We start from the raw sequence: 13,070 nt of genomic DNA, 5'->3' as shown, positions 1-13,070 counted from the left end.
TGCCTCACCCTCCGAGAACGGCTTGGATCTTCATCTTCAACGTCTCTGCGTTGAAGGGCTTCACGATGTAGTTGTTGACCCCGGCCTCCTTGGCGGCGACGACGTTCTCGGTCTTGCTCTCGGCGGTCACCATGATGAAGGGCGTGCCGTTCAGCTTGTTGTCGGCGCGGATCTCCTTCAGGAGCTGGAGGCCGGTCATGGGGTCCATGTTCCAGTCCGAGATCACGAGGCCGAACTTGCTCTCGCGCAGCTTCTGGAGGGCCGTGACGCCGTCGCCCGCCTCGTCCACGTCGGTGTAGCCGATCTGTGTCAGAAGGTTGCGGACGATCCGCCGCATCGTTGCATAGTCGTCGACCACGAGGATCTTCATAGCGTGCTCCAATAGAATTCGTCCGTACCGGCGACGGGCGGCCCGGCGGACCGGGACCGCAGCGGATCAACCATGCGCATACCCCGTAAATTTTGGGTTACCGCGGCGCCCCGTCGTTTTCTGGAAATGCCATACGGCCGTCACGCGACGATCGGGGCCGTCGCGGCCGTGAGCCAGTCGGCGGCCTCGCGGTCGAGGTCCGGCAGGACCGCCTCGCGCACGCGGGCATGGTAGGCGTTGAGCCAGGCGATCTCCCCCGCGGTCATCAGCCCGGGCTCGACCAGGGCCAGGTCGATCGGCACCAGGGTCAGCGTCTCGAAGGACAGCATCGGCCGCCCGGCCCCGGGCAGCTCGGCGCAGGGCTCGACCGCGATCAGGTTCTCGATCCGGATGCCGTAGGCGCCGGTCTCGTAGTAGCCGGGCTCGTTGGAGAGGATCATCCCCGGCTCCAGGGCCACGGCGTTGGGCACCTTGGAGATGCGCTGCGGCCCTTCGTGGACGCCGAGATAGCTGCCGACGCCGTGGCCGGTGCCGTGGTCGAAGTCGAGGCCGGCCTGCCACAGGTACTGGCGCGCGAGCACGTCGAGCTGGGAGCCGGTCGTGCCCCTGGGGAAGCGCACGGTCGCGAGCGCGATGTGGCCCTTGAGCACGCGGGTGAACCGGTCGCGCATGTCCGGCGTCGGCTGGCCGACCGCGACCGTGCGGGTGACGTCGGTCGTGCCGTCGTCGTACTGGCCGCCGCTGTCGATGAGGTAAAGGGTGCCGGGCTCGATCCTGCGCTCGGTCGCGGGCGTGACGTGGTAGTGGACGACGGCGCCGTTGGGGCCGGCGCCGGAGATGGTGACGAAGCTGTCGCCGCGGAACCGCTCGCCGGCGCTGCGGAACGCGTGCAGCCGCTCCGCCGCCCCGATCTCGCCGATGCGGCCGGACGGCGCCTCGCGGGCGAGCCAGGCGAGGAAGCGGGCCATCGCGACCGCGTCGCGCCGATGGGCGGCGCGCGTGCCTTCCAGCTCCACCTCGTTCTTGCGCGCCTTGGGCAGCACGCAGGGATCGGTGCCGCGGACCACCTGGGCGCCGGCGGCCGATAGCCTCTCGACCGTCCAGGCGGTGGCGCTCGCGGGATCGACCAGGACCTTGCGGCCCTCGCGGCCGAGGCCGTCGAGCGCGTCGCCCAGCCCGGCGGGGTCGCGCAGGCTGACCCGGTTGCCGAGATGGCTCTCCAGCCCGGGCACCAGCTTGCGCCGGTCGACGAACAGGTCGACATGGGCGTCGGCGTGCAGGACCGCGAAGGAGAGCGGCAGCGGCGTGTGGGGAACGTCGGTGCCGCGGATGTTCAGCAGCCAGGCGATGCTGTCCGGCTGGTTCAGCACCGCCGCGGCGACGCCGTCGCGCGCGATTGCGGCCGCCACGTCCCGCATCTTGTCCTCGGCGCCGCGGCCGGCGAAGCGGACGTCGTGCGGCACGACGGGGGCGATCGGCGCGGACGGCTGGTCGCCCCAGATCGCGTCGACGGGATTGTCCGTCACCGGCACCAGCTCGCCGCCGGCCTTCGCCGCGGCCTGGCGCGCGCGCTCGACCCAGCCGACCGTGTGCAGCCACGGATCGTAGCCGAGCCGCCCGCCCGCGGGCAGGTTCGCGGCGATCCAGTCGACATGCGGCTCGTCGACGAGGTGGCGGTACTCCAGCAGACCGGCGGGCAGCTGCTGGCGGACCTGGAGCGTATAGCGGCCGTCGACGAAGATGGCGCCGGCATCGCGCAGCACGACCGCGACGCCGGCCGAGCCGGTGAAGCCGGTGAGCCAGGCGAGCCGTTCCGCGCGGGCCGGAAGGTATTCCCCCTGGTGCTCGTCGGCGCGGGGCACCACGAAGCCCGCGAGGCCGCGCCGGTCCAGTTCCGCGCGCAGGGCCGCGATTCGCCCGACGGGGTCCGGCCCGCCCCCGCCGACACCGTCGCCGGCGGCCATGTCGTCCTTCAGGGCCCGGAGTTGCGCGCGCAAAGTGTCGGGCAGCGTCGCCGGATCGGCGCCGAGAAGGATCATCCAGCCGTCGGGGTCCTGGCCCGGCGGCGCGGCGTTCACGCCGGCGACGAGGCCGCGCAGATCCTCGACCGTGATGCGAATCCCGGCACTCGACAGGAGGCCGGCGAGCGCGTCGTCCCCCCGGTAAGCCGTCCGGCCCGTGGCCATGCCCATCGTTCCTCCCTCTCCCGCTGCATCGGCGCGCCGGCTGAAGCTAGAGCCGGGGCCGCCCGCAGGCAAGCGGGATGCGAGGGGTTCCAGGGGCCTCGCGAGGGAATGTGATTCGCGGAAATCCTGGATGCCTGTCGATAAGACATGCTGAATATTCCCTCTCCCACAGGGCCCACAGGGAGAGGGTCAGTTTTGCTTGGTCCTGGCATGGGCCTTAGTCACCCCCGGCGGCGCAGCACCAGCGTCGACCAGTCACCGATCCGCAGACGGGCGGCGAGGTGCAGGCCCTGGGCCCGGTGGGCGTGGAGCACGCGGTTCTCCTGGCGGATCAGCAGGCCGGACAGGACCGCGTGGCCGCCGGGCGCCAGATGGCGCCTGAGGTCGGGCGCCATGCGGGCGAGCGGGCGGGCCAGGATGTTGGCGGCGATCAGGTCGTAGGGGCCCATACGGCCGACATCCGCCACCTGGTAGCCGTTCCCCGCCCTCGCGCGGACGAGGCCCGGGACCTGGTTCCGGCGCGCGTTCAGGCGCGCCACGCGCACCGATTCCTCGTCGATGTCGACCGCGAGCACGCGCCGGCGCCACAGCTTCGCGATCGCGAGCGCCAGGATGCCCGAGCCGCACCCCATGTCGAGCGCGCGGCCGAGCCCGATCCGCCGGCGCAGGCGGTCGATCGCCAGCAGGCACCCCTTGGTCGTCGCATGCTCGCCCGACCCGAACGCGGTCGCGGCGTCCACCAGCAGGCCCACGGCGCCGGGCGGCACCTCCCCCTCGTAGTGGGAGCCGTAGATGAAGCAGCGGCCGGCCCGGATCGGCGGAAAGCTCTGGTACGAGCGCGTCAGCCAGTCGAGCCGGGGCAGCGGCTCGACGGTCAGTTCCGGCTCGGGCAGGCCCAGGGCCTCGGCCAGCACCGCGACGCGCGCGATCAGCCGGGCGCGGTCCGGCTCGCCGTGGGTCGTCGCCTCGATCAGCCAAGCCCCCCGCTCTCCCTCCTCGATCTCGAAGGTGGACAGGGCGGCGGCGAAGTCGCCGACCGCGTCGGCGAACGGGGCCACATGGGTCTGCGGGACGGTGAGCGCTACGCGCCAGAGTTCTGAGTCGGACATGATGCGGGGCCGGTGGCGGACGGAGGCCGTCGTTATGGGGCATCCCGCCCGCGATTACCAGCCGTGACGCCGCCCGCGGCCGGCCTCAGGCGCCGGGCGGGGGCCAGCGCGACGGCAGCTGCTCGGCCGCGTCGACCAGGCCCATGCCGCGCAGCATGCTCTGGCGCAGGCGCAGCCGGCGCCGGGACAGGGCCGCCTCGGTCGCCGCGCCGCCGAGCAGGGCGCCGGCGTCGTCCGTCAGCCGCTCCACGAGCCGGTCGAGCAGTGCCGCCTCGGCGTCGGCATTGCGCTTGTCGAGGGGGTTGTCCCGCCCGAGCTCGGCGACCAGGCGGTCGAGCAGCACCGCCCGGCAGGCGTCGGCCCGCCCGGCCGCAGCCAGGCGCCCGATCCGGGCCAGGGCCGTATTGGGGCTCGGGGCCGGGCCGGCGGGTTGCGCCCTGCCGTTCAGGAAGTCGGCCAGCGCGCCCAGCGACGCCCCCAGGCTCGTCTGCGGCCCGAGCAGTTCCTTCACGGCCTCGGCGGTGCCGAGCGTGTCGGCGACCACCCCTTCCAGCAGCGCCGAGAGGCCGGGGTCGAGGTCGTCCGCGATCATCGCCAGCACCATTTCCTGGCGCCCCGCGATCGACCCGGCCTGCATCAGGTGGAGCGAGAGCATGGCGAGGAAGGTGAAGTCGTGCTCCTCCGGCCCGACCTCGGCACGGATGCGCCGGCTGACATGGCCGAGTTCGGCCGGCTCGAAACGCGGCAGGCGCCGGCGCTCGGCCGCGAAGTCGCGGGCACGCGCCATCGCCGCCGCGACCAGCCCCTCGATCTCGCCCAGCCGCTCGCGCACGGGACGGCCGGACGCCTCCGCCTGCAGTGAGGCGACGTGATGGCTGGCGCTGGACAGCAGCGTCCCCGTGTCGGCCAGGCGGCGTGCCCAGGACCAGTTGTGCAGCACCTCGGTCGGCGTGACGCGGTACTTGTCGAGGAACTGCCGGAACAGCCGGTTCATCGCCTGGCGGCTGGGCAGCCCGTACAGGTCCGCGCGCGTGCCGCAGGCCGGCGCCGTATTCAGGCGGGCGCCGAGGACGATGGGCTTGTCCCGGACCTCGGGGCGGCGCTCGTGCAGGATCGCGCTGTTGGTCGAGAAGCCGCCGAACATGCTGCGCTGCCTGGTGACCTTGACCTCCTCCGCCCCGCCGGTGGCGAGCAGGCCCCGTGCGGTCCGAAGGGCCGCCGCCTCGTCGTCGAAGACGGCCTCGATCGTCCAGCGGCCCTCGCGGCACACCGTCACTTCGAAGCTCAAGGACCGGTTCTTGAGCACGCCACCTCCCCATGCGCGTCGGACCGACGGCAATCCGGACCGATCTTCGGGAGATTTGATTGAAATTTCGCTAATCGCGGGCGCGCGAACGGCGGCGGCGGGACTCTCCCGAGGAGATCCGGCCTTCTCTCAACCAAGCATTTTATCTAAATGCCAAGAACGGAATTTCATTTCTTTACATAGATATAACATTGCTAATCACACGAAACATGATAACTTGATAAAAGAACATTAACTGCAACATAGCATGGAATGCGGTATGTAAAATCCCTCCGGATTGTCAGGGCAGATTTTCTGCAATTGCCGTAAATTCCGAAAGGTTATCGCCATGACCTTGCGAACGACGGGTACATCCTCACCTCTGGTGAAGATCGACACCTATCCTCCGCCCCTCGAAGAGATCATTTCGTCGGTCCTCGGCATCTCCTCCCGGACCGTGACCGATGACCTGGCGTATCGGGACATCGCGGAATGGGACTCGCTGGCGCATGTCCGCCTCATGCTCAAGATAAAGAGCACCTACGACGTCGAGATTACGAACGAACTCGTCTCCAGCCTCACGACCGTGGGCTCCATCCGGGCATTCCTCGACGGCGGCGCGGCCCCGGAAGGCGGCTCCCGGAAACCGTCGGGCGATGGGGATGGAACGACCGCGAGCACCAAGGTCCATCGTGGTCTCGCGGGCATCAACTTCGACCGAACAGCCATCACCAATGTCGACGCGGCGGGCAATACCCTGCGCTACCGGGGGTATTCCGTCGATGAACTCGCGACGCGATCGAACTTCGAGGAAACGGCGTACCTGTTGATGCGGGGGCACCTGCCCCGCGCAGACGAGATGGGTGAATTCTCCAGAAAACTCCGGGCGTCGCGCCCGATCCCGGCGCCTGCCGCCGAAGTCCTGAGGGCCCTGGCCGGCGCGCCGCCGTTCCTCGCCCTGCAGGCTGCCGTGGCCGCGCTTGGAGCGGCCCGGAGCCAGGACGCCGACCCGGACATGACAGCCGTCGCACAGCTTCCGACGCTGGTCGGCGCTCTTCACCGGCTCCGGTCGGGCGAGGCGCCGGTCGAGCCGGACCCCGGCCTCGGACACGCGGCCAATCTCCTCGCCATGATCAGGGGCGTCCCCCCCGACCCGGAGGAAGCCGCGACCCTAGAGGAAGCCCTGGTGATACTGGCCGATCACGGGTCCAGCGCCTCGACGTTCACCGCACGCGTCGCCGTCAGCACGAACGCCGGCATGCATGCGGCGCTTGCCTCGGCCATCGGCGCATTCTCCGGCGCCCTGCACGGCGGCGCCGTCGATCAGGTCATAGCCATGGCCGAAGAGATCGGAACGCCATCGGCCGCCGCGCGCTTCGTCCAGCGCCGGCTTGAGCGCAAGGACGTCGTCTACGGATTCGGCCACCGCGTCTACCGTACGGCCGACCCGCGCAGCCGGCGCCTTCGCTTTCTCGCCCAAAAACTGAGCGCGAACGGCGGGGACAAGCGCATCCTCGACGTCCTCGAAGCAATTCCCCCGGCGCTCCGCGAGCACGCCAGCGTGGGACTCGACGTCAACGTGGACTTCTATGCGAGCGCGGTCTTCGAGGCGCTGCGTCTTCCGCGCGATCTCTTCGGTCCCGTTTTCTTCGCCGCCCGAACGGCGGGCCTCGTGGCGCATTGCCGCGAACAGCGCGCCAACAACGTCCTGATACGTCCGCAGCTCCTGTATCAGGGCGCTGCGGCGCGAGCCTATGAGGAGCGCGCACCGGCATGATCGGCGATCGAACCCTTCAACGCCACGCCCGACTGCACGAGGGCTTTCTTAGGAGCGCGACGCGCTGGCCGGACCGAACGGCGTTGCGGATAGGCGCGGAGAGCTGGACCTATTCCGACGTCGGGCAACTCGCCGGGAACATCGCGGAAGGCCTGCGGGCGGCAGCACATGCACCCCGCCGGGTCGGGATCTGCGCGCGCCGCTCCATCGGTTCCTATGCGGGCACCCTCGGCGCCCTACTCGCCGGCGCCGCCTTCGTGCCGCTCAACCCGACGCTGCCGGCAGCCCGCCTGCGCAGCATCGTCGACATCGCCGACCTGGACGCGATCCTGTGCGACGGCCAGACCGCGGGGTCGATGCGCGACCTTCTGGCGGACCATCCCGCCCCTCCCCCAATCGTCGAGACCGACGGCGGGAGCGTCGACGTCGTGCGTTCCGGCAAGGGCCGCGCCACCGACGAGCGGGCGGGAGACATCGCCTATATCCTGTTCACCTCGGGCAGCACCGGCACGCCTAAGGGAGTGCCGATTTCCCACGGCAACGTGACGTCCTTCCTGAAGACGAACCTGGACCGCTACGGCGTGACGGAGAACGACGTCCTGTCCCAGACCTTCGAGCAGAGCTTCGATCTCTCGATCTTCGACATCTTCATGGCCTGGAGCGCCGGTGCAACGTTGTGCGGCTTCACCCCTGCCGAGCTGCTGGCACCGCTCGGCGTCGCGCGCGCCCGCCAACTGACGGTCTGGTTCTCGGTGCCGTCGATGGTCGCGATGCAGATGAAGCTCGGCCTGCTCACCCCGGACTCCCTGCCATCCCTTCGCCTGAGCCTGTTCTGCGGCGAACCCCTGCCGCAGGAATACGCCGAAGCCTGGCAGCGAGCCGCACCCGGCTCGGTCATCGAGAACCTTTACGGCCCTACCGAACTGACCATCGCCTGCGCCGCGCACCGCTGGGAACCGCGAACGTCTCCCGCACTATGCGCGAACGGGATCGTTCCCATCGGCCGCCCCTATGACGGGCTCTCCTTCGAGATCGTCGACGAGGATCTGGTGCCGGCCGGCAGGGGCCAGGTCGGCGAACTCGCCGTGGCCGGACCGCAAACATTCTCGGGCTACTGGCGGAACCCCGAAGCGGACGCGGCGGCCTTCTACGAAAAGGAAGCCTCCACCGGAGAGCGGCGCCGCTACTACCGGACCGGCGATCTGGTCCGCGAGCTGCCGGGCGGCGACATCACCTTCGTGGGGCGCCGCGATCATCAGGTGAAGATCAACGGGCACCGCATCGAGCTCGGAGAGGTCGAAGCGGCCTTGCGCGACCAGGACGGGGTCGTGGAGGCGGTCGCGTTCGCGTGGCCGCCGAGCCCTGCCGTCGCCGAGCGGATCGTCGCCGCGGTCTCCGGCAACGGCATCGACGGCGACGCGCTGCGCACCCGGCTTCGATCGACCCTGCCGGGCTACATGCTTCCGGCGCTCGTCGAAGTGATCGAGGCGATGCCGCGGACGAGCAGCGGAAAACTGGATCGACGCGCGGTGAAGGATCTGCTGGTCCGATGCGTCGGCGCGAAAGGTGCGGCCCATGCGGTATGAACATCCCCATCGAACCGAGACGCGTTTCGGCAGGACGCATCTTCCCGACCCCGGAGAGGACTGCGCCACCATCGCCGTGATAGGAGGCGGATTCTCCGCGATCTGCCTGGCGGCCCATCTTCATCGGAGCCCCAGGGGCCGCGCGAAAGTCTTCGTGTTCGAGCGGGGCCGCCCCGGCAACGGCGTCGCCTTCGGAACCCGGGAGGCCGCGCACCTCCTCAACGGGCCTGCGGGCAATCTGAGCGCCTTCGACGACGCACGGGACGACTTCGTCGACTTCCTGCGAACGGACCCCCATGCGCATGACTTCCTCGACCCGGCGATACCCCTGCCGGAGCAGTTCGTCCCGAGGATGCTCTACACCCGCTACCTCGAGCATCTCATGTCGCAGCTGGAGCACCCGTCGGCCTCCGGCACGACGGTCCACTTCGTGAAGGCGGAGGTCCGCGACGTCGCCGAGGCGCGCGGCCGCCTCGACGTGATCCTGGACGATGGGAGCACGGTGGGCGTTTCCGCCGCCGTCCTCGCCATCGGCCATCCCCCGCCGCGGTCGATCGGGTCGCGGATCGACGAACGGTTCGTCATCGACGATCCGTGGAACGCCGCCGCCATCCGGGCACTGCGCAAGGACGTCCCCGTGGCGATCGTCGGCAGCGGCCAGACCGCAACCGACATCATGCTGAGCCTCCTGTCCAACGGCCACCGATCGGACATCACGCTGATATCGCGCCGGGGATGCATCGCGCAGCCATACATCCACGTCAGGACGCCCCACGCCGTCGAGCGGGACGACCTGCCGAGCCGTCTCCTGCCGCTCATGCGGTGGATCAGATCGGAGTCGCAACGCGTCGTCGAGGCCGGGGGAGACTGGCGGGCGGTCGTCAACGCGCTGCGGCCGCACACGCAGCCGATCTGGGCCGGCTTCTCCCAGGCGGAGAAAAGAGCTTTTCTGGAGCACGTCTCGCCCTTCTGGCACATGCACCGGACGCGGCTTCCTCCGAAGACGGCGGTGACATTCTCGGAGCTGATGGACAGTGGACGGGTCAGGGTCATCGCGGGCCGCATCACGGCCAGCGAAGCCAAGGGCGATCTGATCACCCTGCACGTACGGCGGCGGAGCGCCGAACGGATCGAGAAGGTGGTCGTCGGGGCGGCCATCAACTGCACCGGTCCGTCCTGGAACAATGAGAAGCCGCAGAACCCGCTGCTGTCGAGCCTGCTGCGATCCGGCATGGTGCGATGGGACGAGGTCGGGTACGGGATCGAGGCGACGGCGGAAGGCACCCTCTTCGATGCCGAGGGGCATCCCCTGAAACGACTGTTCGCGGTCGGCCCGGTCTGCCGCGGGAGCTTGCTGGAAATCATCGCGATACGCGACATCCGGACCCAGTGCGCCACCCTGGCGTCCCGCCTCCTCGGCGGAACGGAAGCCGTGGAGCAGTTCGTCCCGGGATCGGCCGAAGCCCTGCACGCGGACCTGCCGGAACCGTCCGGCTGAGGACGGCAGCAGGACCCGCCGAGAGCGGACGGTCGAAGCCCCCTTCACCGACAAGCAACCGAACCCGATCGTGCACCGATGCATCTCGTCTGGTCGCTCCCCCTGCTGGCGGTCGCCGTCCTCATCGCCAGCGGCCGGACGGGCCCGATCGGGGCGGGGCTGTGCGGCGTCGCGATCACGGTCGCCGTCGCGTCGACCACGGCACCGGCATCGATGGAGATGGCCGACGTCCTGACGGCGAGCATGAAGGGGCTGTGGCTCGCCTGGTTCGTCGGCGCCGTCATCCTCGGCGGACTGTTCTTCCGCGAGGTCCTCTCGTCGACGGGCGTCGAGGGCGAGGGAGCCGAGCCGGCCTCGGCCTGGCTCAATCGCCGGCGCACGTTCGCCGCGTGCTTTCTCATCGGTCCGTTCGCCGAAGCGGCGACGGGGTTCGGCGTGGGCCAGGTCACGACGATCGCGATCCTGCTCCGCACCGGCATCTCGCCCCTCAACGTCGTGACGCTGGGACTGTTCAGCCAGGTGCTCGTACCCTGGGGGGCCATGGCGAACGGAACGATCGTGGGCGCCGCCTTCGCCGGGATCACGCCTCGCGAACTCGGCGTCGAGAGCGCGATCCTGAGCGTCCCCCTGCTGTCGGCCTGGCTCGTCCTTTTCTGGCGCATGGCCGCCGCCGCCGGACTGGAGAACAACGTCCGGCACATGCTGGCGGACCTGGCGTGGATGGCGGCGGCATTGCTGCTGCTGATCGCGGCCAACCAGCGGCTGGGCCCGGAGATCGCCGGCATGGCCGCCCTGGGCCCACTGGTCGCGCTGCAATTCTGGCGCGATGAGCGGCCGGACGAAGGCCGGTGGAAGTCGGCGCTGGGAGTGGCGCTGCCCTACACCGCGCTGATCGCCGGCCTCGCCGCCAGCCGAGCCGTTCCCGCCCTGAACGCGTGGCTCGCACAGGTCGCGGCGATACAACCCTTCACCGACGCCACGACGTGGTATCCGGCGCTGCATCCCGGCTCCTGGCTCGTCGCCGTCGGATTGATCGCCGCCTGCGTGTCGGGCCGCATCGGCGCGATTGCCGGCGCGGCCCGAACGACGTGGTCGCGCGGCCGCAAGGCGATCCTGACGATCGCCATCTATCTGGTGATGGCACGGATCATGGCCGACTCGGGGATGGCCGGAGCGCTTGCGGCCGGGCTCGGCCAGGCCCTCGGACCCTATGCGGTGGTATCGACCCCCTGGCTTGCCGGAGCCTTCGGGTTCCTGGCCGGCAGCGGCAACGCTTCGAACGGACTGCTCATGGCCGCGCAGGCGGGCATCGCAGCGCAAAGCGGGCTTCCGCTCGTCCAGGTCGCGGCGATCCAGAACACCGCGGCCGCCGCGCTGACGATGCTGTCGCCGGTCCGGGTCGCGATGGGCTGCGCGCTGGCCCGGCAGACCGACCTGGAACATGCCGTCTACCGGCGTGCGTGGCCGCTTGGCGCCGCGCCGCTTCTGCTGCTTTCTATGGTCGCCGCGCTCCTCGTCCTGGGGTAATCATTCCCCTTTCGCCGTCGCATGGCCGGCCCGGTGGCGCTACCATCGCCCGACCGACCGAGGAGACACTCCATGAGCCTTGCCGACTACCGGGTCCTGACCTTCGACACCTTCGGCACCGTCATCGACTGGGAGACCGGGATCCTCCGCGCCCTGGCGCCGCTGCTGGCGAGGCTGGACGATCCGCCGGGAGCCGAGCGCGTGCTCGAGCTGTTCGCCCGGGCCGAATCCGCGCAGCAGGCCGAAGCGCCGGACATGCTCTACCGCGACCTGCTGTCGGCGGTGTACCGGACGCTCGCGAAGGACTGGGGCATCGCGGCGGGCGAGGAGGAGGCCGCGCGCTTCGGCGCCTCGGTCGGCGACTGGCCGGCCTTCGACGACTCGGCGGCGGCGCTGCGCTACCTGAAGGAACACTACACGCTGATCACGCTGACCAATTGCGACCGCGAGAGCTACAGCGGCGCGTCCAGGCGCCTGGGCGACCCGTGGGACGCGATCTACACCGCCCAGGACGTGGGCTCGTACAAGCCCTCGCCCCGGAACTTCGAATACCTGATCGACCACGTGAAGCGGGAGTTCGGGTTCGAGAAGACCGACATCCTGCACACCGCGCAGAGCCTGTTCCACGACCACGTGCCGGCGACGGCGCACGGCCTGGCCACCGCCTGGATCGACCGCCGGCGGGGGGCCGACGGCTTCGGGGCGACCCCGCCGCCGCCGGGGGACTACCGGATCGATTTCCACTTCGCCACCCTCGGGGACATGGTCCGCGCCCACCGGGAGGAACTGCGCGCGCAGTAGGAGGGTGCTGCCGGCCCGTTCCTTTTGACGGCGCGCGGGGGCGGCTCTAGACTGCAGCCCTTCCGCGAACAGGTGAACGGGCATGATCTCTTTCCGCGCAGCCACGACCGACGCATACCAGTCCACGCGCTTCTCGCTGATCTCCACGGCGGAGGGCGTGCAGATGGCGCCCTATCTCGACATCCGCGGCATCGCGACGATCGGGATCGGGTTCAACATCTCGACCTTCGGCACGCCGGTCGGCCGGGCCGTCCTGGCCGCGATGGGGATCGACCCCGAAGCCGCGCAGGAGAAGCCCTGGATCGACCGGCTCGGCGCGGCCGTCGCCGCGGCCAAGACCAATGCCGCGCTGCAATCCGGCCTGGATGCGGTGATGGCGGAGCGCGCCACCGCCGGCGTCCCGGGCCTTCGGACGCGGTTCGCCTTCGCGAGCGCCCTGGAGGCACGCGGCCCCTTCGACGCCTGCAGCGCGACCTACGAGTCGCAGATCGACGGCTGGCTCGCCGGGGTTCCGCCCTCGCCGGAGCGCGCGGTCCTCTTCTCGCTCGCCTATAACGGCCTGCTCGCGCACAGCCCCAGCCTGCACGCCGCCGTGCAGGCCGGCGACCGGGCCGAAGCCTGGTTCCAGATCCGCTACGACAGCAACGGCGGCGCGTCGCGCTCGCTGGGCATCGCCCAGCGCCGCTGCTACGAGAGCGAGCTGTTCGCGATCCAGGACGACCCCGCGGGCAACCCCACCGCCGCCGAGGCCGCGGCGATGGCCCGCATGAACGCCGCCCGAATGGACGCGATGGCACAGGTGGAGGCGGCCTTCCCGACCGCGGTCGAGAAGGCGAACCAGAATTTCGACCTGACGCAGCTCGCGACCCGGAAGGTCAGGACGCGCGAGGAGACGCTGGCCCCGGCGCTCGCCGTAGCCTGACGGGAACGA

Annotated in this window: 10 protein-coding genes; 6 read left to right on the top strand and 4 right to left on the bottom strand. The window is 70.2% G+C overall.

Annotated features, from left to right (window positions below):
* Positions 1–4: 4 nt before the first annotated feature.
* The 4 genes from VGO20_RS09295 to VGO20_RS09280 form a co-directional block, all read right to left on the bottom strand.
* Complete coding sequence (locus tag VGO20_RS09295) at positions 5–370, bottom strand: chemotaxis response regulator CheY (RefSeq protein WP_327502047.1); 366 nt, start codon at positions 368–370, stop codon at positions 5–7.
* 140 nt (positions 371–510) lie between these two features.
* Positions 511–2,562, bottom strand: coding sequence for an aminopeptidase P family protein (locus VGO20_RS09290; RefSeq protein ID WP_327502046.1), 2,052 nt, complete (start codon positions 2,560–2,562; stop codon positions 511–513).
* A 215-nt stretch (positions 2,563–2,777) separates the two neighbouring features.
* Positions 2,778–3,665 carry a 50S ribosomal protein L11 methyltransferase gene (locus tag VGO20_RS09285; RefSeq protein ID WP_327502045.1) on the bottom strand — a complete coding sequence of 296 codons (888 nt, stop codon included), beginning with the start codon at positions 3,663–3,665 and terminating at the stop codon, positions 2,778–2,780.
* A gap of 85 nt (positions 3,666–3,750) precedes the next feature.
* Positions 3,751–4,971 (bottom strand): hypothetical protein, encoded by a 1,221-nt coding sequence (locus VGO20_RS09280; protein WP_327502044.1) that lies wholly within the window; start codon positions 4,969–4,971, stop codon positions 3,751–3,753.
* 364 nt (positions 4,972–5,335) lie between these two features.
* On the opposite strand from VGO20_RS09280, the gene VGO20_RS09275 reads away from it, so the two are divergent.
* From VGO20_RS09275 to VGO20_RS09250, 6 genes are all read left to right on the top strand, one after another.
* Entirely contained in the window at positions 5,336–6,727 is a 1,392-nt protein-coding gene (locus VGO20_RS09275; protein WP_327502043.1) for a citrate/2-methylcitrate synthase, read from the top strand.
* The gene (locus VGO20_RS09270; protein ID WP_327502042.1) at positions 6,724–8,313 is read left to right on the top strand and encodes an amino acid adenylation domain-containing protein; all 1,590 of its coding nucleotides are present in this window, start codon (positions 6,724–6,726) and stop codon (positions 8,311–8,313) included. Before VGO20_RS09275 ends, VGO20_RS09270 begins: the two co-directional genes overlap by 4 nt.
* Entirely contained in the window at positions 8,303–9,811 is a 1,509-nt protein-coding gene (locus tag VGO20_RS09265; protein ID WP_327502041.1) for an FAD/NAD(P)-binding protein, read from the top strand. The genes VGO20_RS09270 and VGO20_RS09265 overlap by 11 nt, the downstream gene beginning before the upstream one ends.
* 78 nt (positions 9,812–9,889) lie before the next feature.
* Positions 9,890–11,338 (top strand): L-lactate permease, encoded by a 1,449-nt coding sequence (locus VGO20_RS09260; protein WP_327502040.1) that lies wholly within the window; start codon positions 9,890–9,892, stop codon positions 11,336–11,338.
* A 72-nt stretch (positions 11,339–11,410) separates the two neighbouring features.
* Positions 11,411–12,139: an HAD family hydrolase gene (locus VGO20_RS09255; protein ID WP_327502039.1), complete on the top strand. Its 729-nt coding sequence runs from the start codon at positions 11,411–11,413 to the stop codon at positions 12,137–12,139.
* An 82-nt stretch (positions 12,140–12,221) separates the two neighbouring features.
* Positions 12,222–13,061 carry a hypothetical protein gene (locus VGO20_RS09250; protein WP_327502038.1) on the top strand — a complete coding sequence of 280 codons (840 nt, stop codon included), beginning with the start codon at positions 12,222–12,224 and terminating at the stop codon, positions 13,059–13,061.
* The last annotated feature ends 9 nt before the right edge of the window (positions 13,062–13,070 follow it).

The organism is Arenibaculum sp., assembly GCF_035998295.1.
GTDB lineage: Bacteria > Pseudomonadota > Alphaproteobacteria > Azospirillales > Azospirillaceae > DASYHS01.
This window is presented reverse-complemented; position numbering and strand designations above follow the sequence as displayed.

Coding starts and splice junctions, on each gene's coding strand:
- VGO20_RS09260 (WP_327502040.1), top strand. CDS start 9,890: ATGCATCTCGTCTGGTCGCTCCCCCTGCTGGCGGTCGCCGTCCTCATC.
- VGO20_RS09265 (WP_327502041.1), top strand. CDS start 8,303: ATGCGGTATGAACATCCCCATCGAACCGAGACGCGTTTCGGCAGGACG.
- VGO20_RS09250 (WP_327502038.1), top strand. CDS start 12,222: ATGATCTCTTTCCGCGCAGCCACGACCGACGCATACCAGTCCACGCGC.
- VGO20_RS09270 (WP_327502042.1), top strand. CDS start 6,724: ATGATCGGCGATCGAACCCTTCAACGCCACGCCCGACTGCACGAGGGC.
- VGO20_RS09255 (WP_327502039.1), top strand. CDS start 11,411: ATGAGCCTTGCCGACTACCGGGTCCTGACCTTCGACACCTTCGGCACC.
- VGO20_RS09295 (WP_327502047.1), bottom strand. CDS start 370: ATGAAGATCCTCGTGGTCGACGACTATGCAACGATGCGGCGGATCGTC.
- VGO20_RS09285 (WP_327502045.1), bottom strand. CDS start 3,665: ATGTCCGACTCAGAACTCTGGCGCGTAGCGCTCACCGTCCCGCAGACC.
- VGO20_RS09290 (WP_327502046.1), bottom strand. CDS start 2,562: ATGGGCATGGCCACGGGCCGGACGGCTTACCGGGGGGACGACGCGCTC.